We start from the raw sequence: 25,225 nt of genomic DNA, 5'->3' as shown, positions 1-25,225 counted from the left end.
TCGGTTAAATCGGGCTAAATCGGGTGGAAGACGGCCTGAGCGAGTTCCCGCTTTATCCAAGAGGGGTCACAAGGGGCGAGTGCAATGACCCGCAGCAAATCACTCACGATCGCCGTGGTCGTCGCCCTCGTTGGGATGGCCGCAATCCCGATGGCCGCGAGCGCGGCGACGGGACTCTCGGTCGACGTCGATCAGCGTCCCGAGACGGGCGGCGCGGTCGTGACAGTAACAGAGAACGACACCGCCGTCGAGAACGCGACGGTCGAAGTGACCTCGAGTACACCGTACGCCGGAAACGGGACGTACGAAACGGACGCGAACGGAACAGTCGTCCTGCCGAATCCGAACGAGACGGTCTCGGTCCAGATCGACGCGAGCGCCAACGGGACGAACGCGAGTAGCGACGTCGAACTCGTCCCGCTCGCCGACTCGCTCGACGTGACCGCGACGCAGGCCGCCGACGGCACTGCGACAGTGACCGTCACGCAGTACGGCGACGCGATCGAGAACGCAACAGTCAACGTCTCGTCCGAGGCGGCGTACGACGGAAACGGCACGTACACGACGGACGCCGATGGGGCCGTCACGCTCCCGAATCCGAACGAGACGGTCTCAGTCCAGATAGACGCCCGCACGAACGGCGTAACGGCTGCGACGGAGACCGAACTCACGCCGGTCGAGGAGTCCTTAGACGTCACGATCGAGCAGGCGTCTGACGGCGCGGCGACCGTGACCGTCACGCAGTACGACGATCCCGTCGCAAACGCGACCGTGGACGTCGACGCCGAGCGCAACTACTCGGGGACGGGCACGTACACGACTGACGCGAACGGGACCGTGGTGCTTGACCAGCCCGAAGACACGCAGAACGTGACCGTCACTGCGACGGCGGACAATCTGAGTGCCGAAGCGACCACTGAACTCACCGGCTACGCGCAACTGGAAGTCGCCGCCGAGCAGAACGACGACGGCGTCCTCGTGACCGTCACGGACGGTGACGACGCCGTCTCGAACGCAACTGTCGCGATCGAGGCAGACGGCGATTACTCGGGGACCGGCACGTACACGACCGACGACGCCGGCGAGGTCGCCCTCCCGCTCCCGCAGGAGAACGTCACGATCACCGTGACTGCCAGCGCCGATAACGAGACGGCCACGACGACGACTCAACTAACGGTCGAATTCGTCGAGCAGGGTCCGTTCGGCCAGGCAGTCGCCCAGTTCGTCGGCGCGCTCCAGTCGGCCGGCTTCGACGGCCCGCCGGGGCAGGCCATCTCCGACTTCGTGACGCAGAACAACCCGGGCAACGCTGACGACGCACCCGGGAACAGCGGCGAAGCACCGGGGAACAGTGATGACGACGCAGACGACGAAAACGAAACCGCAGATGACGAAGGCGACGACGACGCCCCGGGTCGCTCTGGTGACGCCCAGAGCAATTCGGAGGCGCGGGGGAACAACGCAGAGGACGGGCCAGGCCGTTCCGACGAGGCTCCCGGTCAGTCTGGGGACGCCCCCGGTCGGTCTGAGGACGACGACGAGAACGAGACCGACGACGAGAACGAATCGGCCCCACGCGGTAACCCCGGAAACGGTAACGCAGCGGACGACCGCGACGAGGCTGACGACGACGCCGAGGAAGACGATAGCGACGGGGCTAACGAAACCGACGACGACACCGAGGCGGATAACGCCGAAGAAGCCGACGACGACGGAGAAGAAGACGACAGCGACGATAGCGATGACGACGCTGAAGACGACGACGGAGAAGAAGACGACAGCGCACCCGGCAACTCCGGAAACGCTCCCGGTCGGAACTGACGGGTCGTTCTGAACTCTGTCGGCACGCTCTTTTTCTGAGGCGGATCGCAAAAACAGCGATAGCTGTGTACCGGAGACGGCGATTGCGGCACGTCTTCACGCAGTCGATCGTCCGACAGGATGCGATCAGGTCTGTGATCAGTTGCAGACGCTCTCGCACCGCCAGTTGCAGAACGCTCCTCTCGCTGCACTCAGTTCGTCAGTCGTCGAGGACCGGACCACCGCGTCAAAAACGATCTGTCGGTTGTGTCGTGCGGTACCGTGCCAGTGCCCGTCTGGAGACGCCCGAACGCGCTGCAACGACTTCGATGTCGACGTCGAATCGTCGGGCGGCGGCAGCAGCGCCGATGCGGACGAACTCCGCGTGTGTCGCGTCGGTACCGGGTGACCACGCGCCGACGTCGATTCCGTCCGCGCGCGTGGCTTCGAGGGCACGGATGGCGACGGTGCTCACCAAGGCTGCATCGAGCGGATTCTCGTACTGCGACGTATCCCCGCGCGGTTTCGTCTCGTCTGGTGAGTCGCCGTCGCCGCCGCCGTCGGTCTCGTCGCGCCCGTGGGCGCGTTCGAGGACACCGGCGAGCGCGAAATACCGGCGGGCATCCGCCTCGTCGACGAGCGCGCGTTCGAGCGCGGCATCGACGACAGCGTCGAGTGCGTCGCTCACGTCTCGACGACGGACTCCCGGAACGCGGCGTCGACGACGGTTCCGTCGGGGCGAAGCGTCACGCGCCCGAGCGTGACCGTCTCGCCCGTCTCGGCGTCCGCCGCGAGTCGGCGCAGCGTCGCCTCCCGGTCGAGTCGCTCCCAGACGGCCTTCTCGACGAGTCGCTGGAACTCCTCGGGGTCCGTCCAGCCCGAATCGATGTCCGACGGCACGTGGACGACGAACTGAAACTCCGCCTCCGTGACGTGGATCCCGACGCCGAAGGTGTCGCCGTCGTCCTCCGTCTCGCTCATACCACGTGTCGGGGCGCGCGAGTCAAATACTCCCCGGTGAACGCTGTCGGAGTGGATGTGCAAACCGCAACTGAGACGTGTCATCACACCCCGCTGACAGCGACGGATAGGACGGCTTTTGACCGACGAGACACTGCCGAAATCCAATGAGCTACAAGATCGGACTCGTCGGCAAACCGTCCGTCGGCAAGTCCTCTTTTTTCAATGCGGCGACGATGAACGACGTTCCGGAGGGCGCCTATCCCTTCACGACGATCGACCCTTCGGTCGGCGAGGCGTACGTTCGCGTCGAGTGCGCCGCCCCCGAATTCGACGAGAGCTGCACTCCCTCGGTCGGTTTCTGTGAGGAGGGGACGCGGTTCGTCCCGGTAAAGCTCGTCGACGTCGCGGGGCTCATCCCCGGCGCTCACGAGGGGAAGGGCCTCGGAAATCAGTTCCTGACTGACCTGAACGAGGCGGACGTGCTCGTGCACGTCGTCGACTTCTCCGGTGAGACCGACCTCGAAGGCGAGCCGACCGAGGGCCACGACCCGCGAGACGACATCGACTTCCTCGAAAACGAGCTCGATATGTGGTATCTCGACATCCTAGAGAAGGGGCTCGAACGGTACCGCTCGGGATATCACGGCGAGGAGAAGAACGTCGAAGAGGACCTCGCAGAGCAGATGTCGGCGTTCAAGACGAACAAAGACGAGATCAAACAGGTCCTGTTGGCGACAGATGCGGGTCTCGATCCCGACGAGTGGGACGAGGCGACGAAAGAGCGGGTCGCCCGCGAGATCCGCAAGCGGACGAAGCCGATCGTCATCGCGGCGAACAAGATGGACAAGCCCGCCGCACAGGAACATTTCGACGACGTGACCGCCGACCCCGACTACGACCACCTCACGTTCGTTCCCACGAGCGCGCACGCGGAGAAGGCGCTCAAGCAGGCCGAAGAGGCGGGCGTGGTCGACTATCAGCCCGGGGCCTCGAGTTTCGAGACCGTCGGCGACCCCTCCGAGGAGCAGGCGGCCGGCCTCGAACAGATCCGCGAGTACGTCGAGGCGTTCGGCGGCACGGGCGTCCAGGACGTCCTCGAATCGGCGCTGTTCGACGTGATGGGCGCGATCGCGATCTTCCCCGGCAGCGCGAACGGCCGTGCCGACTCACAGGGCGTCTTCCGGGATTGCTTCATCCTCCCCGAAGATTCGACGACCGAGGACTTCGCGTACCACCTCCACTCGGACATCGGTGACGGCCTCCTGCACGGGATCGACTGCCGATCGAACCGGCAGGTCGGCTCCGATCACGAACTCGAACACCGCGACGTGGTCGAAATCGTCACGACGAACTAGCCGCTGTCTGCGGGGTTCGGCGCTCCCGATCAGCGTCGCCCACTGACGAACGCTGTCCTGGCGTGTTGTTTTGCGCGACACAGACGCCACGCGCGGCTACATCCTCCCAACACTCAACCGATCCCGGAGCGAAATCGCCGACGATGCCGTCGCCAACCGAACAGCCGCTCAGTTCGTTCCTCGACGAGGTCGCGTCCGAGCGAGTCGCACCCGCCGGTGGCACTGCGATCGCGGCGACCGGAGCGATGGGTGCTGCACTCTGTGAGATGGTCTGTGTACACACGCTCGCTGCTCGCGACGCCGACGCGGACACGTCGTCGCTGCCCGCACTCCGTTCGGACCTCGAACGGCAGCGCCGCTCGCTGCTCGCACTCGCCGCGCAGGACGCTGCGGTGGTCGACGAACTGTTCGGCGGGGACGGCGAGGGACCGTCCGAACGCCTCTCGAAGCGTGCCGTGGGGATCCCGCTTGCCGTCGCGGAGTCCTGCTTGCGCGTCCTGGAAGTCGCAGAGCGGGTGACCGAACTGGGAAGCGGTGGCGTCGTCGCCGACGCTCGGATCGGCGCGTCGCTCGCTGCTGCGGCGCTCCAAGCAGCGCTGTGGATGGTCCGCGGCAACCTCGACGCACTCTCGGCTCCGTCGTTCGCAGCCGACATCGCGGACCGCGCCGACGCAATCGAACGCGCCGCGGCGGACGTCGCAGACCCGTTCGACACGTAGCGCGACTGATGGGCGAGGACACGCGCACAACTAAGAGGATCGGGTCCGGAATGTCCACCTATGGCCGCTCCGACTCGGGTCCTTCACGTGGACGACGACCCGCAGTTTGCCGACCTCACTGCGACCTTTCTCGAACGTCAGAACTCCTCTCTCGCTGTTCTGACAGAGTCGACTGCGGCGGCCGCACTTTAGCGACTCCGCGCAGACGACGTCGATTGTATCGTCTCCGATCACGACCTCGCGGACACGACCGGCATCGACTTTCTCGAATCCGTTCGGGAGGAGCATCCCGACTTACCGTTCATTCTTTTCACCGGCAAGGGGTCCGAGGAAGTGGCGAGTCGGGCGATCTCGGCTGGCGTCACCGACTACTTGCAGAAAGAGGTCGGGACCGATCAGTACGCCATCCTCGCGAATCGGATCGAGAACGCCGTCGAGCGGTCCCGATCGGTGCGGGCGGCGAGGCGCCGCAAGCGACGGCTCGAAACCCTCGTCAGCAACCTTCCGGGGATCGTCTACCGAACGCGAAACGAACCCGGGTGGCCGATGGAGTCCGTCGACGGCGAGTGCGAGTCACTCGTCGGGTACGCCGCCGAGGAACTCGAATCCGGAGATGTAGCGTGGGGCGAAGACGTGCTCCACCCCGCAGACCGAGAGGAGACTTGGGCCGTCGTTCAGCGAGCGATCGAGCGCGAGGAACCGTTCGAGTGCACCTATCGCGTCGTCACCGCAGACGGGACCGTCAAATGGGTATGGGAGCGGGGACGCGTCGTCGATGTCGGCAAGGAACAGTCGACGGATTCTGACGAAGACGATTCGACGACATCCCGCGTTCTCGAAGGGTTCATCACTGACGTTACCGAGTCACAAGCACGCGAGCAGGAGCTAGAACGCAACGAGCGCCGATTCGAGGCAGTGTTCAACGATCCGAATCTCCTCGTCGGGCTTCTCGATCCCGATGGGACCGTCCTGGACGTCAATCAGACGGCACTGCAGTACGTCGACTTGACCCGAAGCGAGAGTATCGGCGAGGCGCTCGAATCGACACCGTGGTGGGCCGACGGACTGCAGGACGACGTCGAACGCTGGGTCGATGCGGCCGCCGCCGGGGAGTACGTCGAATACGAGGCCACGCATCCGACGGGCGACGGAGAGCCGATCGCCGTCGAAGGCGTGTTCCGCCCCGTTAGAGACGAGGCGGGGGCCGTGACCGCGCTCGTCGTCTCCGCCCGGGACGTCACCGAGCGGCGGAAACGCGAACGCGAACTGCAACGGCAGAACGACCGGCTCGGCGAGTTCGCGGGGTTCGTCTCACACGACTTTCAGAGCCCGCTCTCGACGGCCCGTGGGCGACTGGAACTGGCGCTCGAAACCGGCGATCTCGACCACGTCGAGACGGCTCTCGACGCCGTCAACGTATCGACGAACTCCGAACGGACCTCGCGAGCACGCTCCGAAGCGGCGAGATAATCGCCGAACGGGAGCGTATCGCCGTCGGCGACGTCATCGAACGGGTGTGGGCGACGGCCGACCCGGGATCGGAGGCGTCGTTCTCCGTCGCTGGATCGACGCACATCGAAGCCGACCCGGACGCGTTTCACCGACTGATCGAGAACCTCGTCCGCAACTCCGTCGAACACGGCGGCCCGAATGCCGAGGTCCGCGTCGGACGCCTCGACGGTGAGGACGGATTCTACTACGAGGACGACGGACCGGGGCTCGACCCGACAGTCCGCGAGAAGATCTTCCTCCCCGGATTCTCGACGAAAGCGTCCCGAGACGGCACCGGAATGGGGATGGCGAGCGTCCGACAGATCGTCCTGGCTCACGGCTGGGAGATCGACGTCGGCGACGCCGAGACGCTCGACGGGGCCCGATTCGAGATCCGAACTCCGTGAGGAGACCGTCGGGATCCCCAATCAATCTCCGCGAGAGCCCCGGCAGTCGTCACCTCGTTTAATTTTCAGGCCCCGTCGTCGACGAACCGGAGCCGATAGTCGTAGTAGACGTCGTCGTACCGCAGGATCTGTCGTCCCGAATTGTCGACGCCGGCGTCTTTGCTGATGTTTCCATCCAGATAGGCCCGTTTGTGCATCGCGCGCAGTACGTTCCGATACGCATCCGAGTAGGGGTGCGATTCGCCATATTCGCCCTGTCGTGCGGTTTCGAGTACGTCGCGTGCGGCAGCCGACAGATCGTCTCGGGCGAATCGGGCGTCGACGAATCTGGCGCGCAGGATCGCTTCCATCTCCTCTGGTGACTCGGCGACCGGTTCGACGGTCGCCCGATAGACGGGCTCGTAGAACTGCTCGCGAGAGACGTCGATCCGGTACCGGCGATCCCGATAGCGGACGTGTGTCGGTGCGTCCGACCCCAACAGCGCGCTTGCTCTGCGCTGGTCGTCGTCGCGGTAGACGTAGCCGCCGCGCTGGAGTAGTCCCCACGGAGCCCCGCCGGCATTCCCCCGGGCCCGTGCACCCATCTGTGCGACACGGACCGCTTTGGCGTCGACGTCGGGTAGCTCGGACGCCGTCACCGTCGAATCGGCGTCGGTCTCGCTCTGTGTCTCCGTTTCGCCACTGGCTTCCGAGAGTCGGAGCACAGGGTGGGTCGTCTCGACCTCGTCAACGACGACGGAGTCGAGCCGGTAGTACGTCCCGCCGCGTTCGGTGTAGACGGGGGTCTCGGGAGTCGACGCGAACGGTTTCCGATACTGCGTCGTGTACGATCCCCCGTCGAGAACGGTCCGGAACGCCGCGTCGTCGCGGTCGGATCTCGTCTCCGAGAGGTCGGCCACGAATACCTCGCGGAGTGAACCGCCGACGCGAGAGAGCGTGAGCCTGAGCGTTCGCTTCTGGTCGTCGCTGGAGCGATCGAGTTCGCTGAGACAGCCGGCGGTGCCGACGAGCGTCGACGCTGCGACCGTCCCGAGAAACTGGCGTCTGGAGGGCTGGAAGGCAGTCATCGGGGATACGTGTCATTCAGCCCCGACGATGAAAAATCCCGGCGAGACGGCGGTGAGGTGGTGAATCCACAGACAGCCGGTCAGTTCGGTTACCGTTCCGGTTCGACCGGCGTCTTGACTACCGTGACCGGCATCTCGGCGAGTCTGAGAACGCGGTCGGTGACGCTCCCGAGGAGGCTCCGGTACTCGTCGGGCCGGCGGCGCGTTCCCATCACGACGACGTCGACGCCGGCGTCGCGGGCGAACTTGACGATCGTTTCCGGTGGCTGCCCGTGCTGGATGTGCCCTTCGACGTCGACACCACGGGCTTCCGCGTTTTCGACGACTGCGGCGACGGCGTCTTCGCCGACTTCTTCGAGTCCGTGCTCCGGCCCCTCGCGTTCGTCGACGTACTCGTCGCCGGTGTAGGCGTCGTACACGTCGCTATCGACGACGAACAGGACGTGCAGTGTCGCGCCGTGCTGTGCTGCCAGGTCGATCGCGTGATCGACCGCTCGATCCGACGCCACTTCGCCGCCCGTCGCCAGCAGTATCTGCTCGTACATACTCACGGAGTACGTCACCCGACGTAAAAAATGTCGATGGTGGAACGAATTTGACGGGAACTGACATACGACGTCTGTGTTGGTCGTGCACATCTAGCAATGTAAACGGAATGTGACTATGAGAAACAAAGTTAAGTTTATATTACGGAATTTTACTATCCGGAATTTGAACTCTCCTGTTATATGGGTTTTAATGCCGAAACGCACGGAATACAATCTATATTTCTATTGGTATCAAACTATATAGCGATTTGTTTTAACATTAAACCTAATTATCTTCTGTTTTTTAATGCCGGCTTGGGAACAGTACGGAAACTGTACTGAGCCGGCACACGATGCATCGGAAGGAAGGTTTTTGTACGATGGTGACGCTATCGACATCGTGTTACGTGGTAAGCAGTAACGGTCATAATCATTCGACCGTGTCACGTGTTCAAACTCCGTGCGGAACTCCACCGATGTGGTCTCGGTGACGTCCTCGCTTTGCGGCTGCCGGAAACGTATCACGGGACACGCTGCGGTAACAGATGACGTAAATGATCAAAAATGAACGCGGCGACGGCGAACGAGCGGCGGCGGACCGAACGGTCTCCCGCGCGCACGACGAGGTGAATCTATAATGGATGGACGAGTCACCATATCTGGACTAGAGAAAGTATACGGCCAAGGCGCAGAGCGAACGAAAGCGATCGAAGACCTCAACTTCGAGGTCGACGGCGGCGAATTCGTCAGCGTCGTCGGACCGAGCGGTTGCGGAAAGAGTACCCTCCTGTATCTCATCGCTGGCTTTCTGGACGCTACCGAGGGAACGATTTCGGTCGACGGCGACCCGATCAACGGACCGGGCACGGACCGCGGCGTCGTGTTCCAGGACTACGCGCTATTCCCCTGGCGGACCGTCTACGAGAACGTCACGTACGGACTCGAAGAAGACGGCGTGCCGAAAGACGAACGCCAGAACATCGCCCAGAAGTACATCGATATGGTCGACCTCGACGGGTTCGAGGACAAGTATCCCAAAGAGCTGTCGGGTGGGATGAAACAGCGCGTCGGCATCGCCCGTACGCTGGCGTACGAGCCGAAGATCCTCCTGATGGACGAGCCGTTCGGCGCGCTCGACCAGCCGCTTCGGGAATCGCTGCAGGACCAGTTGCTGGACATCTGGAGCGACCTCGGGAAGACCGCCCTGTTCATCACCCACGACGTCGAGGAGGCGGTGTACCTCTCCGAGCGTGTGCTGATTATGACGCGACACCCGGGGACGAAAAAGACCGTTGCCGAGATCGATCTGGACCGCTCGGGATCGCGTGAGGAGATCGTTACCTCGGACGACTTCGCTCACTTCAAGAACGACGTCTGGAAGTCGCTCCACGAGGAGACGCAAACAGAGGTGACACTGTAACCGTGCGATACGCGACGTCGCGAAGCATCGAGGTGCTTCCGGCCCCGGTTCAGGGCGTCGTCAACACGATTATCGACTGGATCCCGCTCGGCATCGTGGTCCTCGTCTGGGAGCTGGTGAGTGGCGGGATCGTTGCGACCGACGTCCTCCCCGCCCCAGCGACCGTCGGAGCCGAAATCGTGGACCTCTTCGTCTCCGGCGAGGTGTTCTCTCACCTGTTTATTTCGCTGTTCCGCGTCGGCGTCGGACTCGGATTGAGCATCCTCGTCGGGGTCCTCCTCGGTGTCGGGATGGCCAGGTCCGATCCAGTCGAGAACTTCTTCGACATCTTCCTCTCGATGACGTATCCGATCCCCAAGACCGCTCTCGTCCCCCTCGCCATCCTTTGGCTCGGCGTCGGGACGAAGACGGCGATCCTCATCGTCTTCCTCGCGTGTCTGCTTCCGATCGTGCTGAACGCCTACAACGCCGCCGAGAACGTCGATCAGAACCTCGTCTGGGCGGCCCAGATGATGGGGACCGACGAGCGGTCGATCCTCTATAAGATCGTCTTTCCCGCAACGATCCCCGAGATTATGACTGGAGTCCGCCAAGCGGTGCCGATCGCTTTCATCGCGCTCGTGAGCGCTGAACTCATCGCCTCGAACGCAGGGATGGGCTATCTGATCCTCACCTCCGGACAGATCGGGAACTACCCGACGATGTTCGCGAACATCGTCATCATCTCGGCGGTCGCATTCGTGGCCGTCCGTGCCTTCGAGGAGGCGCGTGGGAGGTTGTTAGTATGGACGTAACCACCGACGCCTCGCGTGGGCTGGACCTCTCCCGACTCGTCGAGTTCGGTAAGTCAGTGTACTCGCTCGTGATCTTACTCGTGCTCTGGGAGGTCGTCGGGCAACTCGGCTTGATCCACTATTACTTCCTCCCGCCGCTGTCTGACATCCTCATCCGATTCGCCGAACTCACGCTGAGCGGCGAGATGCTGTTCAACGCGTACCTGACGCTACAGCGAGCGCTCATCGGCCTCGCCATCGCCTCGGTGCTCGGCGTGATCGTCGGCGTCCTCTCGGCGCGGAACGACATCGTCGATTGGTTCTTCGACCCGATCATCAAGATCGGCTACCCAGTCCCGATCATCTCGCTCATCCCGGTGTTCATGCTCTGGTTCGGCATCGGCGACATCTCGAAGATCATTATGGTCGCCGTCGGGACGTTCTGGCCCGTCGCCGTCAACGCCCGCGAGAGCACCCGACAGGTCGAGACCAACCTCATCTGGTCGGCGCAAATGATGGGCACGAGCGATCGGCGACTCCTCTGGCGCGTCGTGATGCCCGCAGCGCTGCCGGGTATCCTGACCGGGTTCCAGATCGCGATGCCGCTCTCGCTGATCATCACGTTCGTCTTCGAGATGGTGGCCGGCGGTGGCGGCCTCGGAGCCTTAGAGATCCAGGGCGTTCGGTCCTTCGAGTCCGCCCAGGTGTACGCGGCTATCATCGCGATTATGCTCATCGGCATCGGTCTCGACCGCATCCTTCGCTTCGTCCGCGGACGACTGCTTCACTGGACCTGAACTTCGGCACCGTTTTCTTCGATTCCATTTCGTCCGCGTGAACTCGCTACTAGACCGTTCGCGGCCGTTTGGCTCCGCGCTAGCGCAAAAATCTAAATGGTTGTCCATCAAAGATTCTCTTGTATGTCAGAGACAACCACACACGGTCACGCTGCGGCGGCCAGACGCTCGGCGGGGCGAGCCACTGTACTCATAGGGGTTATCGTACGTCTCCATAGATTTCTCGCCGGACGGTACGGCGAGAATCTCCGAACAGTTACGATAACCCCTATCAGTATCGCTCACGCGGAGGGAATACGATGATCGACGCGGCACGAGAGCGGATCATCGACTGCGATTGGCACTATCAGGACTCCTTCAAAGAGGTCGCGGCGTATATGCCCGAGCCGTGGCGCACGAAGTACAAACACAGCAACTGGGACGACGCGGGCGTGAAGCAGAACCTCAGTTCGTTCTTCCCGACGTCGACGGGCGACAGACAGAACTACGGGAAAGTCGTCCGCGAGCACTCGAACTACCCCGACGAACCCGAAGAGCCCGAACGCGTCAGGGAGGGGATGGACTTCCTCGACATCGACGTGTCGCTACAGATCTCACACCTCATCCTCGCGATGGGCGGCGTCAACGCCGACGACAAGCGCGTCCAGGCGTTCACGAAGGGTTACGTCGAGTATATGCTCGAAGAAGTGCTCGATCCCGACGACGGCGTCTACGGACTCGCACCGATGCCGTACGGCGACGTTGAGGCCTCTCTCGACATTCTCGACCGAATCGAGGACGAGGAGGCCTACGTGGGTGCGTGCTTCGTCACCGCGGGTGCGAGCCCACCGCTCGGGAACCGCAAGTACGACCCGATCTACGAGCGGTGTGAGGATCTCGACCTCCCGGTCGTGTATCACACCGGCGGCTCCGGACTCGACGAGTACGTCCGCGCGGGGTATCAGGAGATGATCGAGACCCACACGCTCGGGTTCCTCGAATCCAATATGTCCCAGATCGTCAGCGTCGCCTGCCAGGGCGTCCCCGAGAAGTACCCCGACCTCGACATCGTGTTTATGGAGTCCGGCGTGACGTACATTCCGGGCCTCGTCAGCCGTCTCGACGAGGAGTACCTCAAGCGCCCCGAGGAAGCGCCGCTGCTCGATACGCGCCCCAGCGAGTACATCACGGACTTCTATTTCGGCACGCAACCGCTCGAAATCTCCGCACGGAACGAACTGCTCGAACTCTGCTTCGATATGATCGGGACCGACCGACTCCTGTACGCCTCCGATTACCCCCACTGGGACTTCGATAGCCCGTCCATCATCAACGATCTGCCGATGCTCGACGACGACGACCGACGCGCGATTCTGGCGGGCAACGCCGAGGGGGTGTTCGGACTATGAGCGACGGCCTCGTCGAGGTCGGTCCTGCGACCGAGTTCGAGGACGGCGACCACGCCATCGTCGAAGTCGGCCGCGCGGAAGTCGGCGTCGTCCGCGCCGACGGGGAGTTCTACGCGCTCAGAAACCAGTGTCCACACGACGGCGGCCCCGTCTGTAAGGGCACTGTCCAGCGCGAACTCCTCGGCGAATTTACTGGCACGGGCGAACGCGTCGAGCAGTACTACGGCGAGGAGTGCATCATCTCCTGCCCCTGGCACGGCTGGTCGTTCGAATTGGAGACGGGTACACATATCGGCGACGAACGCATCCAACTGCCGATGTACGACGTCGTCGTCGAGGACGGGATCGTCTACGTCGACACCGACGAATGAACCGCACGGGGCAATCTACTTGTGTCTCAGCGGTGAGGTGATCGTATGCACGTCGCGATCATCGGCGGCGCGAGCACCATCGGATCGACGGTCGCCTACACGCTCGCCGGGCTGGCACCGACCGTCGACGTCTCGCTCGTCGACATCGACGAAGGGGCGGCCTGGGCGCACGCGACCGACGTCTCCCACGCGGGCTATCACTTCGCGAACGCCCCGGGTGCCTCCGAGAGGTACGACCCGGACTCCGTGGGGACGATCGACTCTGCGACGCCCGAGGAGTTGCCCGCGCTCGATCCCGACCTCCTGATCTTCAACGCCGCCGCCCCCCAGCCGGAAGACGCCACCGACCGCGGTGCGCGCGAGGCCGAACTGGAACGCAACCGCGAGATCGTCGAGGACGTCGCGGGGAACCTCACTGCGCTGGATCCGACGCCGCTCCTCGTCGTCACGAACCCGATCGACCGCCTCGTCTATCACTTCTACTCGCTCCTCGAGTGGCCTCGACGCTGCTTCCTCGGCTACTCGCTCTCGGAGACGGCGCGGGCCGCGGACGCTCTCGCCGACGGACTCGGCGTCCACCGAAACGACGTCTACTGTCCGATAATGGGCGAGCACGGGGAGAACGTGGTGCCCGTCTTCTCGCGGGCCCGCGTCGATGGCGAACCGGTCGAGATATCCGCCGACGAGCGCGCGGACGTCCGCGAATTCGTGCGCGACGTGCCATTCGAGATCGCGAAGAAGCGCGGCGTCGACGAGACCTCTCGCTGGGTCACGAGCGCAGGCGTCACCCGCGTGGTTCGTACGATGCTGGCCGCAGACGAACAGGCTACGCTCGATAGCGACGGGACCGGCCCGTTCTGTCTGTCGACACCGCTCGCGGGCGAGTACGGGTTCGAGAACGTCGCGCTCAGCGTCCCCGTCGACATCGATGCCGGCGGCGTTGCGGCGATCCACGAGTGGGAGCTCACCGACGAGGAAACCGAACAGCTCACCGACGCGTACGACGCCGTCCGTGCGGATCTCGCGTAGGATTCTCTTCAGGACCGCTCTCTCGCTATGAAAAAGAGACCCCGACAACCTGCGGGCCGATCACGCAGTCGTCGTCGGTCGGCGTGCTGCTGACCGCCGAGATGGCGTGACCGAGCGAAACGTCGTCCGGTCGATGGCGTCGACCGCGGCTGGGGTGCTGTGGTCGCGAGGCGATAGTGCGTTCGCTGTGTGGATATGGTGGGGTATCGGCGTCGCTAGGCCGCTGGGTGCCTCTGTCGGTGGTGCCTCTCGAGCGTCCCGCGAGCACGTGCCACGAGTGCCTCTGACCTCCGGTTCCGTGGATCCCCGTGCGACCCTTCTGTCCCATATTACAAAACGTTTGTCCTGGTGTCGTTCTGCCAATCGGAACGAACGTCTCTGGAGTTGCGTTAGTTCGACGGGACGAACTCGTTGGTCGCGTACTCGCCCACGTCGAAGCTCTCTTCGACGAAGCCGAGGTCGACCAGTTCGTCGATCGCGAACTGGAGCCGTTCGATGTCGATCCCGATGTCCTGTCGGTAGTAGTCCTGGTTCGTGAGGAAGAACCCGTCGACCAGCGACTCGGGCAGCTCGAAGTGTTCGGCCGCCAGCGAGACGACTTCCGAGCGGTTGTCGTAGCAGTAGTTGACGAGTTCGTCGAGGTCTTCGCCCCACGCGCTGATCGCGTCGGACTTCTGGTCGATGGCGTTGTTCGACGCGACCGTGTACGCGAACGGGTACGCTTCGTCCCAGAGATCCTGACTGCGGTAGACCTCGGTGAAGCCTTCAGCGCGGGCCGACACCGCGAACAGGGCGGGGAAGATCCCCGCGTCGATCCGGCCGTCGTTGATCGCCGAGACGAACGTCGGGAACGGCAGTTCGACGATCTGCGCGTCGCTCCCGAAGCTCAGATCTGCCTGCCGGATCCCCTTCTCGAGAATCGCGTGCGTCCCCGTCCCCTGTGCGTTGACGCCGACGTTCTTCCCTTCGAGATCGGCGATCTCGGTGATGTCGGAGTCCGGGCCCGAGAAGATGGTGAACCCGTACCACTCGGGGTGGGCGTCCCAGAAGTCAGTCGAGATCATCGTGATGTTGCCCGGAACGGCTTCCTGGCGGACTGCGGAGGCGTAACTCACCGTAGTCAAGAGAGCCATATCCACTTCGCCGGCCGCCATCGAGTTCAGTGAGTCGGGCGTACTCTCGTTACGCGTCACGCTGAGTTCGTATTCGGAACCCAGATTCGTGAGCTGATCTTGAATCTCCGGAATCGCGAAGAGCGAACCCAAGTTCTCGACCGGGACGGTAAAGGCGAGTCCCAGCTCGGGGGTGCCGCCGCCGCCCGTGATGCCGGAACAGCCAGCGAGACCCGCTAATCCAATTGTACCAGCCGCCGCACCGGACTTCAGGAACGACCGGCGCCGAATGTTATCGAATGCCATCATCGAATGGGATAGATACGGGAGTATATAAAATCACCTGTCTCCCTGGAGGGATGCAATCGTCATACTGCGGCCAGACGCACTGCTCTTTTCGGCGCCAGCGTACAGCTCTGCTGACAATCGCTCGCCGTCCCGTAAACTCGAACGAGACTGTCCCAGTACGTCGAGATGTCCCGCCACCGCGAACAAGGGGGTAGCCTCTGTTCACCTCACTCCTGGGACATCACCGTCACGACGGGGCGGTCCGCCTCCAAGAGGATCGACTGCGTCTTGCTCCCGAAGACAGCTTTGCCGACCGGGGTGCGCTGTCGCCCGCCGATGACGAGATACTTCGCGTTTCGTCTGTCGGCCTCAGCCAGGATTTCCTCGACCGGTTCGCCCACGCGCCCTTTCAGGACCGTATTGGACGGGTCGTCGAGTGTGCCACGGACGACGTCGCGTGCGACACCGGTGGCGTGGCGTTCGCCGTCGTCGACGGTGTACTCCTCGGTCTCCTCGTGGGGGTGCTGGTCGGCGCCGCCGTACGAGGCCGGCGTCGTGATCGTCCGCGACGAGCCGCCGCCGGCGGCGCTCCGGAACTCCTCGAAGACGTCCTGCGGCATTACGTGCAGTACCACGTGCTCGACGTCGAACGCCTCGGCCAACTCAGCACCGCGTTCGACGGCGTGGCTGGGGATCGCCTCGCCGTCGACCGCTGTGAGTATCGTCATACACGATACTCTAAGTGGGAGATAATAAATCGTGGTGCCGATTCTACACCTCTCGGCCTGTCGCAATCGGGCGGTTGCTCGCACTCTGAGGGACATTCGGCACCAAGGCGTCGAGAATCGCCACCTCGTCACGCCCGATAGAATCACCGAACGTCACCACCCGCGATTTTATTACCGGGCCCACGAAACACATCGCTCGTCGAATGAGCGATAGAGAGTCAGACATACGTGCATCTCCAGCTGTCGGCGACGACGGCGGTGGCGAGGTGCGGTATCTCTCCCAGCGAAATCTGGAGGTACCCACCCATCAGATCGTCTCCCCGGACGGTTCCTACGACGAGGGGGCGATCCCGGACCTCGACGACGAGGAGTTGTGCGACCTGTACCGGTGGATGGTAACTGATCGGGTGTTCTCACGGCGGATGGTGAACATCCAGCGGCGTGGCGAACTCGGAACCTTCGGGTCGACCCGCGGTCAAGAAGCGAGTATCATCGGTAGCGCGTTCACGCTTCAGCCCCAAGACTGGCTGTACGTCGGGCGCGCGTGGACGCCGATGTTTATGCGCGGCGCGTCGATGAAGGATATGATCCTGTTCTGGCGCGGCATCGAGGAGGGCCAACAGGCCTTCGCGCGTCAGAACTCCCAGATCGCGATCTCGATCGGTTCACACCTCCCGCTCGTCGCGGGCATCGCGTGGGGAATGCAACTCGACGACGCCGACGCGGTCTCGACCGCCTATCTCGGCGACGGCGCGACCAGTACCGGCGCGGCCCACGAGGGCATCAACCTCGCGGGCTCGCTCGGACTGCCGGCGCTGTTCTTCTGTCAGAACAACCAGTACGCCATCTCGATGCCCTTCGAGCAACAGAGCGGTGCGAACACCATCGCGCAGAAGGCGCTCGCGTACGGCATCGACGCCATTCGCGTCGACGGCCAAGACGTGCTCGCGGTGTACGACGCGGTCCAGAGCGCGCGCGAACGCGTCAAGAACGGCGATCCGGTGTTCGTCGAATCGGTCACGTACCGTCTCGACGCGCACACGACGAGCGACGATCCCACCCGGTATCGCGACGACGAGGAAGTCCAGCAGTGGGAAGAAAACGATCCGATCGAGCGCTACCGGATGTTCCTGAAGTCCGAGGGCCTCTGGTCCGAAATCGACCACGACGCCATCGTCGAGGACATCGAAGCCGAATTCGACGAGGCGCTCGCTGCCGCAAACGAGTTCGAAGAGCGCGGCGTCGCAGAGATGTTCGCGTACGTCTACGACGACCTGCCGCCCGAACTCGCGCGCCAACTGGACGAATTCGAGGAACTGCTCGAACGCCGACCCGAGATGTACGACTACATCGAACAGCGACCCAAGGGATGACTATGCAGGCTACTATCGTACAGGCGGTCAACGACGCACTACACACGGAGATGGAACGCGACGACCGAGTCGTCGTCTTCGGCGAGGACGTCGCCGAGAGCGGGGGCGTCTTCCGCGCCACCGACGAACTCCTCGAGGAGTTCGGAAGCGACCGCGTCGTCGACACGCCGCTCTCGGAGATCGCGATCGTCGGCGGCGCGGCGGGAATGGCGATGTACGGCTACCGTCCCGTCGCCGAGATCCAGTTCTCGGGCTTTCTCCCCCCGGCGTTCGACCAACTGGTCACGAACGCGAGTCGGATCCGCTGGCGCACGCGCGGCGAACTGAGCGCGCCGATGGTCGTCCGGATGCCTTACGGCGCCGGCGTCCGCGCGCTCGAACACCACTCCGAGAGTCTCGAAGGGGCCTACGGTCACATTCCCGGCCTCAAGGTTGCGGTGCCGAGCACGCCCGCGGACACGAAGGGACTGCTTACCGCGGCGATCCGGGACCCCGATCCGGTGCTGTTTATGGAACCGAAGCGGATCTACCGCTCCATCCGCGACGAGGTGCCCGAGGGCGAGCACGAAGTTCCGCTCGGCGAAGCGGCCGTCCGTCGTGAGGGCTCGGAGTTGACGGTCGTCGCCTGGGGCGCGATGATGCCGGCGACGCTCGACGCGGTCGAGCAGAGCGGTGTCGACGCCGAGGTGATCGACCTCCGCACCATCTCGCCGATGGACGCCGAGACGATCGTCGAGTCGGTCAAGAAGACCGGCCGCTGCTGTGTCGTCCACGAGGGGCCGCGAACCCTCGGGATGGGCAGCGAGATCATCGCACGGATCAACGACGAGGCGCTGATGTACCTCGAAGCCCCGGTCGAGCGTGTGACCGGCTTCGACACGCCCGTCCCGCTGCTGTCGATGGAAGACTTCTACTTCCCGCACCCGCCGCGGATCGTCGAAGGCATCGAGCGCGCGCTGTCGGTCTGACAACGCCGTCACAATCTAACTCCGGACTCCTCGGCTCGAATCATCCTACGGTCCGGATTCGACGTATCGACCACAGCGTTTTTATTTTCGTTTCGCCGGAGTCCGAAACCCGTGATCGCAGGGAAATACTGAAAGGGTAGTGCGTCGACCGAAGCGTATGGTTGAGCGAACTTTCGAGCTGCCGGACCTCGGGGAGGGTATCGCCGAGGGCGAACTCGTCTCGTGGCTCGTCGCAGCGGGTGATACTGTGGAAGAAGATCAGGTCATCGCCGAGGTAGAGACCGACAAAGCGCTCGTCGAGATTCCGAGCCCCTACGACGGGAGCGTCACCCGACTCCACCACGAGGAAGGTGAGATCGTTCCGGTCGACGCCGTCATCGCCACGTTCGAGGTCGAGGCCGACGAAGAAGCGGCGACCGAGCGCGACTCGTCGAACTCCAGTGCCGACGCCGAAGGGAGTCCCGGAGAGACAGCCGCCGACGCAGCCGACACCGACGCGGCGGCCGCAGGCACACCCGCCGACGCGGCCGCAGACGCTAGCCCGGGCGAGTCACCCGTCCCGTCGGGTCGCGTGTTCGCGTCGCCGAGCACCAGAGCGCTCGCGCGGGAACTCGGCGTCGACATCGGCGCTGTCGAGGGCAGCGGTCCGGGCGGCCGCGTGGCCGGCGCTGACGTCCGCGCCCACGCACAGGGTGCCGGAACTCCCGCCGGCGAGGAACCCGCTGCTGGGGCAGCGACCGCAAGTGCCGCAGCCGCCGAAACTGCGGCGACGACGACTGCCGACTCCGAAGCGGTGGCCGCAGTCGGAAACGGCACGGCCGAGGCCGTCGAGCAGCGAGAGAGTGGCGTCGGCGGCACTGCTGCCGAGCGAGACCGCACGCTCTCGATGCCGGCAACGCGACAACTCGCGGCGGACCTCGGCGTCGATCTGAACGCCGTCCCCGCGAGCGAGGAGCGGGAGGGCGAACCGTTCGTGACGCCGGACGACGTTCGAGCGTTCGCGGCGGAGGGTAGTGACGGGGCCAGCGGTGTCGCGTCCGGCGTCGCCGGCGCGACGACCACCGAGGAGGCGAAGTCGGCCACTGAACCGGTGACGACGGCAGACGAGCGGTCCGCGGCCGAAGCGCCTGGCGAGGGCGCAGCAGCCGGCGATCTCGCCGACAAACCGGGCGAGCGGGTCCCGTACCGCGGCGTTCGGCGCACGATCGGGGAACAGATGGCGGAGTCGAAGTACACCGCCCCGCACGTCTCCCACCACGACGAGTTCGACGCGACCGAACTGGTCGAGTTGCAGGAGGAACTGGCGGCTGTCGCCGAGACAGAGGGCGTGAAACTGACCTATCTCCCGTTCGTCGTGAAAGCGATCACGACCGCGCTCGCGGAGTTCCCGTACCTGAACGCGAGCCTCGACGAGTCGGCCGAGGAAATCGTCCTCCACGACGAGTACAACGTCGGGATCGCCGTTGCGACCGACGCGGGACTGATGGTGCCGGTCGTCAAGAACGCCGACGAGAAGGGGCTGAAGCAACTGGCCGAGGAGATTCGCGATCTGGCCGAGCGGGCGCGGAACCGACAGATCAAGCCCGAAGAGATGCAGGGCGGCACGTTCACGATCACGAACATCGGGGTCATCGGCGGCGAGTTCTCCTCGCCGATCATCAACCACCCCGAGGCCGCCATCTTCGCGATGGGGCCGATCAAGAAGCGCCCGTGGGTCCTCGACGACGAGGTCGTCGCCCGAAACACGATGCGCTTCTCGATGTCGGTCGATCACCGCCTCGTCGACGGCGCAGACGCCGCGCGGTTCTCGAACCGCGTGAAGGAACTGCTCGCAGAACCCTCGCGACTCCTCTTGGAGTAACGCACGGTCTCGGTTCCATCTGCGGATTCGTCCCGCCGACGCGGACGGATGACTTTTTGACTGGGGAGCGAGACGGGAGGTGTATGGTAATGGGCGATATCGCGACGGCGACGGATCTTCTCGTGATCGGTGCGGGGCCTGGGGGCTACGTCGCTGCGATCAGAGGCGCACAGTTGGGATTGGACACGACGCTCGTCGAGAAAGACGCCTACGGCGGCGCCTGTCTGAACCGCGGCTGTATCCCATCGAAAGCCTTCATCCACGGCGCCGACGTCGCCCACGAGGCGGGCAACGCCGAGGAGATGGGGATCCACGCCGATCCGGCGATCGATATGCTGCAGATGCAGGAGTGGAAGTCCGACGTCGTCGACCAGCTCACGAGCGGCGTCGAGAAGCTCTGTAAGGCCAACGGCGTCTCGCTGCTCGAAGGGGCGGCCGCGTTCGAGGACGAACACACCGCCCGCATCGCCCACGGCGGGGAGGGACAGGGGATGGAGACCGTCGAGTTCGAGCACGCGGTGATCGCGACCGGCTCGCGACCGATTCAGATTCCCGGGTTCGACTTCGCGGACGACCCCGTGCTCTCTTCCTCTCAGCTCCTCCGGATGGAGTCCGTCCCGGATCGACTCGTCGTCGTCGGTGCGGGCTACATCGGGATGGAACTCTCGACGATGCTCACGAAACTCGGCACCGAGGTGACCGTCGTCGAAATGCTCGACGACGTGCTCCCGGCGTACGAGGCTGACGTCAAGCGAATCGTCCGCAAGCGCGCCGAGGAACTCGGCATCGACTTCCACTTCGGTGAGGGCGCGACCGGCTGGGAGGAGACGGCCGACGGCGTGCTCGTCTCGACCGAAACCGAAGCCGGAGACGTGTCACAGTACGAGGGCGACGCTGTCCTCGTCGCAGTCGGGCGACAGCCTGTCACCGACACGATGGAACTTGACGCGATCGGCCTCGAACCGAACGACGCCGGATTCATCGAGACGGACGACCGTGCGCGAACGGACGTCGAGAACGTCTTCGCAGTCGGGGACGTCGCGGGCGAACCGATGCTCGCGCACAAAGCGAGCGCCGAGGGAATCGTCGCCGCCGAAGTCGCCGCCGGCGAACCGGCCGCGCTCGACCAGCAGGCGATCCCCGCCGCGGTGTTCACCGATCCTGAAATCGCCACGGTGGGTCTGACCGAGGACGATGCCGCAGACGCCGGCTTCGACCCCGTCGTCGGGGAGATGCCGCTCCGGGCTAGCGGGCGCGCGCTCTCGATGGGCGAGTCCGACGGGTTCGTCCGAATCGTCGCCGACGAGGCGAGCGAAATCGTCCTCGGCGGGCAGATTGTCGGCCCGAACGCCTCCGAGATCGTCGCCGAGGTCGCACTCGCAGTCGAGATGAGCGCGACGCTCGAAGACGTCGCCGGCACGGTGCACACGCATCCGACGCTCGCCGAGGCCGTGATGGAAGCGGCCGAAAACGCGCAGGGACAGGCGATTCACACGCTGAATCGCTGATCTGAGGGCATTCACCGCTCGCGTCACGCTGCAATCAATTCGGTTTCACCCAAGGAACTATCCCTCCGCAGTCGGTGGATCGGGTATGCCGAACGATCGAGCGATCCAGCGCGTCGGTATCCACGAGTGGGGAACGCATCCGGTTCCACCCGCACATCTCCGCGACCTTCTGCGGGAGATGGACGGACTCGACTGCGAGTTCGCGGTGTGTGACACCGACGACGTGAGCGACTTCGACGGCGTCGTCACCCTCTTTCATCACGACGAGTTCGTCGGGGCTGTCGAGTGGGTGCACAACATCCGATCGGGGTACAACGATTTCCCACTCGACGACTACCGCGAGGCCGGCGTGACGATGACCAACAGCACCGGCGTCGCGGGCGACCTCGTCGCCGAGACGGTCACCGGTTTGGTCCTGACGCTGGCGAAGGGACTCCACCGCTTCCGCGACCGACAGAACGACGGCGAGTGGGAGCGACTCCCCTGGCAGCGGCCCTTCGAGATAAGCGGTGCGAACGCCTGCGTCGTCGGTCTCGGCGAACTCGGGGGCAGCGTCGCGACCCGACTCGGCGTGCTTGGAATGAACGTCGAGGGCGTCGACATCCGTCCGGTCTCGGGCCTCGGACTCGACCGCGTCCACGACGTGTCGCGCATCGAGGACGCCGTCGCCGATGCTCGTTTCGTCGTCCTCACGACGCCACTGACGGACGCGACCCGCGGACTCGTCGATGGAGACGTCCTCGACGCGATGCGCGAGGACGCATATCTGATCAACGTCAGCCGCGGACCGATCGTCGAGCAACACGCGCTCGTCGACGCCCTCGAAAACGACGACATCGCGGGTGCAGCACTCGACGTCTTCGATCCCGAACCGCTTCCCCGAGACTCTCCGCTCTGGGAGATGGACGAAGTCGTCGTGACGCCGCACGCCGCCGCCCAAGCGAACACCTACGGCGATCGGATCGCCGACCTCGTCGAAACGAACATCGGCCGACTCAACGACGGCGCGACGCCGTGGAACGAGATCGTGTGAGTCGAAGCGCGCGCGGACGTCTTTCCACCCCCTCGCTCGTCGCTTCCGATCCGGGCCATCGGAACCGTTCATAGATTCTCGCCGGACGATACGACGTGAAATTCACGAGACTGACGACAATCTCTACGAGTGGCTGGACAACTTTCGCCTACGGCGTAGTCCCGTTCTGATCTCGCGAAATCTGCTAGCCAAGAGAGGATCCCACGATCCGGACTCCTCACACTTCGTGTACGTTATCACCCAATTGATGATTCTCTCCGTGGTTCGACCGGGAAAATTCTCACAGAGTCGTTCTTTTCTTACGAACAACTATTCGTATCTAGTTTGGACCGAGTAATCTCTCGGTGCAAATGGGTTCGTCTGAAGATGTGGTCCGACGCGATCCAGATGCCGACGCGCGTCACTGCTCGATACGTTCCGCCAACAAAAGCGGCCGACGGGGACTACGAATGTGTCTGGTTGAGTTCGATGATGTTCGCGGCCCGCCGAAGTTCCGGGAGGATTTCCTCGTCGATTCGCTCTTGATCCATTCGACTGACGGGGCCCGACACGCTCAGCGCGCCGGTGATGTCGCCGTCGCTCAGGATCGGCACGGCCACGCAGTTGAGTCCCTTGATCCGTTCTTCGCGGTCGTACGCGCACTCGCGCTGTCTGATCTCGGTCAGCGCCTCGAACAGTTCCGCCCGGTCGGTGATCGTTCGGTCGGTTTTCGCCGGGAGGCCGTGGCGCTCGATGATCGCGTCGACGCGGTCGCGCGGGAGATACGCGAGAACCGTCTTTCCGAGCGCGGTCGTGTGCAGTCGGACGGACTGTCCCGTGTACGAGTCGAGGCTGACGGCGTTCTCTCCGCGTTCGCGGGCCAGAAACACCCCGAGGCCGTGCTCTTCGACCAGCAGGTTGGCGTACTCGCCGGTGGCCGCCGCGAGGCGCTCCATCTCCGGGGTGGCAACCGTGTAGAGGCGCTCTCTGGACCGTGCGTAGCCGCCGAGGTCGAGGAACTGAAGCCCGACCTCGTACTGTTGGCCGTGCTGAACGAGGTAGCCTTCGTGCTCGAGGGTCCGGAGGTAGTTGTGGGCGCTGCTCTTCGGGATGTCTAGGTGGTTCGCGAGTTCGGTGACGGTCGCGCCGTCGTGGGACTTGAGCGCCTCGACGATCCGAAACGTCGTCTGCGCCGTCTTCACGGGCGTTTTCGGCTCCCCGTTCGTTCCATCCATACGATGTGCATCATCGTTCAGAATATAATAGTTATCGTTCGTTTCTCGTGTACGCCCGTTCGAAGATCGGCGTATCGCCCTATGATTGCTCCCCACGCCGAGCACCACCCAGGGTGTCCCACACACTGGGACGCCGACCGCCGTCTCCCGAATCGGGCTAGCGGACCCGGTAGACGGCCAGTCGCACGCCGTTCGGCTGGCGAGTCCCGGCGGCGACGAAGACGCTCTCGGTGAGCCACTCCAGATCGGGGGCGGCCGTCTCGAACTCCGGGACGGACGCGAAGTAGACGTCGTCGGGTTCGACCGGGAGTCCGTCGCGCAATCGCTGGCTCGTCTCCGGATCGGCGAGTCGCATCCCGCGGTTCTCGACGTACACTCGCTCGCCGTCGGTCGTCTCGAACGCGTACTTGGCGACGAGTTCCGTCGGTCGCCGCTCCCGGTAGAGTTGGTAGTCCGCACCCGCTTCGAGAACAGTCCCTTCGATACGCCCCGACACAGTCCCGCCCAGGATGGGGATGATCCGTCGTTGTCCGTCGCCGGTTTGACCGATCTCGATCGGCGACTCGACGTCGATCTCCAGTTCCATCACGCGTTCGAGGCCCAGTTCCAAGTTCGGATCGTCGGTCTGCCAGGTATCGTCTGCCATATTCTCCCTGTACCTCGAATATACATAATCGTTGTGCGTGAAACTCGATCCGCCGTCCGTCAATCCATCTCCGACGGCGGGTATAACATATGTACCGGTGTTATCTTAATGTACTTTCGCCGCCAAGTGAAATCCAAACATTACGGTACAAGTAGTATATAATCTATATTTTAAATCTCTATTAGAACATTGGTAAATTTACTTAATGACTTTGAATAACCGAGTTTTAACTGATATAGTGGGCTGAATTTGTTATATGACATATGGTATAACACCGTAAATAACACTGAACAGATTGTACCCGGATGCGAAAGCCTCGATCAGTCTCGTCGACTCACTAGCTCCGACTCGAACGGAACGACGGCGTTCGGCTTGGCGGGCCGACCC

The 25,225-nt window shown here is 63.7% G+C and carries 24 protein-coding genes; 16 read left to right on the top strand and 8 right to left on the bottom strand.

Annotated features, from left to right (window positions below):
* Positions 1–84 precede the first annotated feature (84 nt).
* A complete protein-coding gene (locus NO362_RS10000) occupies positions 85–1,821 on the top strand; it encodes a hypothetical protein (RefSeq protein WP_256545120.1) in 1,737 nt (578 codons plus the stop codon).
* A gap of 226 nt (positions 1,822–2,047) precedes the next feature.
* Here the strand turns inward: NO362_RS10000 and NO362_RS09995 are convergent, their stop codons facing one another.
* Both NO362_RS09995 and NO362_RS09990 read right to left on the bottom strand, forming a co-directional pair.
* Positions 2,048–2,488, bottom strand: coding sequence for a hypothetical protein (locus tag NO362_RS09995; RefSeq protein ID WP_256545119.1), 441 nt, complete (start codon positions 2,486–2,488; stop codon positions 2,048–2,050).
* Complete coding sequence (locus tag NO362_RS09990; RefSeq protein ID WP_256545118.1) at positions 2,485–2,781, bottom strand: DUF8124 family protein; 297 nt, start codon at positions 2,779–2,781, stop codon at positions 2,485–2,487. The genes NO362_RS09995 and NO362_RS09990 overlap by 4 nt, the downstream gene beginning before the upstream one ends.
* Positions 2,782–2,927: 146 nt before the next feature.
* On the opposite strand from NO362_RS09990, the gene NO362_RS09985 reads away from it, so the two are divergent.
* From NO362_RS09985 to NO362_RS09965, 4 genes are all read left to right on the top strand, one after another.
* Positions 2,928–4,118 carry a redox-regulated ATPase YchF gene (locus NO362_RS09985; protein ID WP_256545117.1) on the top strand — a complete coding sequence of 397 codons (1,191 nt, stop codon included), beginning with the start codon at positions 2,928–2,930 and terminating at the stop codon, positions 4,116–4,118.
* Positions 4,119–4,261: 143 nt separating this feature from the next.
* Positions 4,262–4,837 (top strand): cyclodeaminase/cyclohydrolase family protein, encoded by a 576-nt coding sequence (locus tag NO362_RS09980; RefSeq protein WP_256545116.1) that lies wholly within the window; start codon positions 4,262–4,264, stop codon positions 4,835–4,837.
* A gap of 219 nt (positions 4,838–5,056) precedes the next feature.
* Positions 5,057–6,307, top strand: a complete 1,251-nt coding sequence (locus NO362_RS09970; protein ID WP_439331171.1) for a PAS domain S-box protein — start codon at positions 5,057–5,059, stop codon at positions 6,305–6,307.
* A gap of 44 nt (positions 6,308–6,351) precedes the next feature.
* The gene (locus NO362_RS09965; RefSeq protein WP_256545115.1) at positions 6,352–6,735 is read left to right on the top strand and encodes a sensor histidine kinase; all 384 of its coding nucleotides are present in this window, start codon (positions 6,352–6,354) and stop codon (positions 6,733–6,735) included.
* A gap of 65 nt (positions 6,736–6,800) precedes the next feature.
* On the opposite strand, the gene NO362_RS09960 is transcribed toward NO362_RS09965, so the two are convergent.
* The gene (locus NO362_RS09960) at positions 6,801–7,802 is read right to left on the bottom strand and encodes a hypothetical protein (RefSeq protein ID WP_256545114.1); all 1,002 of its coding nucleotides are present in this window, start codon (positions 7,800–7,802) and stop codon (positions 6,801–6,803) included.
* An 89-nt stretch (positions 7,803–7,891) separates the two neighbouring features.
* Entirely contained in the window at positions 7,892–8,347 is a 456-nt protein-coding gene (locus tag NO362_RS09955) for a universal stress protein (RefSeq protein ID WP_256545113.1), read from the bottom strand.
* 619 nt (positions 8,348–8,966) lie between these two features.
* Here NO362_RS09955 and NO362_RS09950 point away from each other — a divergent pair.
* The 6 genes from NO362_RS09950 to NO362_RS09925 all read left to right on the top strand — a co-directional run bounded on the left by NO362_RS09950 (position 8,967) and on the right by NO362_RS09925 (position 14,107).
* Positions 8,967–9,749, top strand: a complete 783-nt coding sequence (locus NO362_RS09950) for an ABC transporter ATP-binding protein (RefSeq protein WP_121570340.1) — start codon at positions 8,967–8,969, stop codon at positions 9,747–9,749.
* A gap of 2 nt (positions 9,750–9,751) precedes the next feature.
* Positions 9,752–10,543, top strand: a complete 792-nt coding sequence (locus NO362_RS09945) for an ABC transporter permease (RefSeq protein WP_256545112.1) — start codon at positions 9,752–9,754, stop codon at positions 10,541–10,543.
* Entirely contained in the window at positions 10,534–11,319 is a 786-nt protein-coding gene (locus tag NO362_RS09940; protein ID WP_121570338.1) for an ABC transporter permease, read from the top strand. The genes NO362_RS09945 and NO362_RS09940 overlap by 10 nt, the downstream gene beginning before the upstream one ends.
* Positions 11,320–11,618: 299 nt before the next feature.
* Positions 11,619–12,707, top strand: coding sequence for an amidohydrolase family protein (locus tag NO362_RS09935; protein ID WP_256545111.1), 1,089 nt, complete (start codon positions 11,619–11,621; stop codon positions 12,705–12,707).
* Positions 12,704–13,078: a Rieske (2Fe-2S) protein gene (locus tag NO362_RS09930; RefSeq protein WP_256545110.1), complete on the top strand. Its 375-nt coding sequence runs from the start codon at positions 12,704–12,706 to the stop codon at positions 13,076–13,078. Before NO362_RS09935 ends, NO362_RS09930 begins: the two co-directional genes overlap by 4 nt.
* Positions 13,079–13,123: 45 nt before the next feature.
* A complete protein-coding gene (locus NO362_RS09925; protein WP_256545109.1) occupies positions 13,124–14,107 on the top strand; it encodes a malate dehydrogenase in 984 nt (327 codons plus the stop codon).
* 389 nt (positions 14,108–14,496) lie between these two features.
* Here NO362_RS09925 and NO362_RS09920 read toward each other — a convergent pair whose 3' ends face one another.
* Together NO362_RS09920 and NO362_RS09915 are read right to left on the bottom strand one after the other, a co-directional pair.
* The gene (locus tag NO362_RS09920; protein ID WP_121570334.1) at positions 14,497–15,528 is read right to left on the bottom strand and encodes an ABC transporter substrate-binding protein; all 1,032 of its coding nucleotides are present in this window, start codon (positions 15,526–15,528) and stop codon (positions 14,497–14,499) included.
* Positions 15,529–15,734: 206 nt separating this feature from the next.
* Positions 15,735–16,235 carry a universal stress protein gene (locus NO362_RS09915; protein WP_256545108.1) on the bottom strand — a complete coding sequence of 167 codons (501 nt, stop codon included), beginning with the start codon at positions 16,233–16,235 and terminating at the stop codon, positions 15,735–15,737.
* Positions 16,236–16,438: 203 nt separating this feature from the next.
* Between NO362_RS09915 and NO362_RS09910 the strand changes: the two genes are divergently transcribed.
* The 5 genes from NO362_RS09910 to NO362_RS09890 all read left to right on the top strand — a co-directional run bounded on the left by NO362_RS09910 (position 16,439) and on the right by NO362_RS09890 (position 22,978).
* On the top strand, positions 16,439–17,608 hold the full coding sequence (locus tag NO362_RS09910) for a thiamine pyrophosphate-dependent enzyme (protein WP_256545106.1): 1,170 nt from the start codon (positions 16,439–16,441) through the stop codon (positions 17,606–17,608).
* Positions 17,609–17,610: 2 nt separating this feature from the next.
* Complete coding sequence (locus tag NO362_RS09905; protein WP_369335087.1) at positions 17,611–18,576, top strand: alpha-ketoacid dehydrogenase subunit beta; 966 nt, start codon at positions 17,611–17,613, stop codon at positions 18,574–18,576.
* Positions 18,577–18,733: 157 nt separating this feature from the next.
* A complete protein-coding gene (locus tag NO362_RS09900; RefSeq protein ID WP_256545104.1) occupies positions 18,734–20,437 on the top strand; it encodes a dihydrolipoamide acetyltransferase family protein in 1,704 nt (567 codons plus the stop codon).
* An 83-nt stretch (positions 20,438–20,520) separates the two neighbouring features.
* On the top strand, positions 20,521–21,945 hold the full coding sequence (gene lpdA / locus NO362_RS09895) for a dihydrolipoyl dehydrogenase (protein ID WP_256545103.1): 1,425 nt from the start codon (positions 20,521–20,523) through the stop codon (positions 21,943–21,945).
* Positions 21,946–22,030: 85 nt separating this feature from the next.
* Positions 22,031–22,978, top strand: coding sequence for a D-2-hydroxyacid dehydrogenase (locus NO362_RS09890; RefSeq protein WP_256545102.1), 948 nt, complete (start codon positions 22,031–22,033; stop codon positions 22,976–22,978).
* Between the two features lie 443 nt (positions 22,979–23,421).
* Here the strand turns inward: NO362_RS09890 and NO362_RS09885 are convergent, their stop codons facing one another.
* A complete protein-coding gene (locus NO362_RS09885) occupies positions 23,422–24,192 on the bottom strand; it encodes an IclR family transcriptional regulator (RefSeq protein WP_256545101.1) in 771 nt (256 codons plus the stop codon).
* A 157-nt stretch (positions 24,193–24,349) separates the two neighbouring features.
* Positions 24,350–24,838 (bottom strand): DUF3237 domain-containing protein, encoded by a 489-nt coding sequence (locus NO362_RS09880; RefSeq protein ID WP_256290451.1) that lies wholly within the window; start codon positions 24,836–24,838, stop codon positions 24,350–24,352.
* Positions 24,839–25,225: the final 387 nt, after the last annotated feature.

Origin of the sequence: Halobellus inordinatus (assembly GCF_024498335.1) — an archaeon.
Taxonomy (GTDB): Archaea; Halobacteriota; Halobacteria; order Halobacteriales; family Haloferacaceae; genus Haloquadratum; species Haloquadratum inordinatus.
The sequence above is the reverse complement of the archived record's forward strand: the minus strand, read 5'-3'. Positions and strand labels throughout refer to the sequence as shown.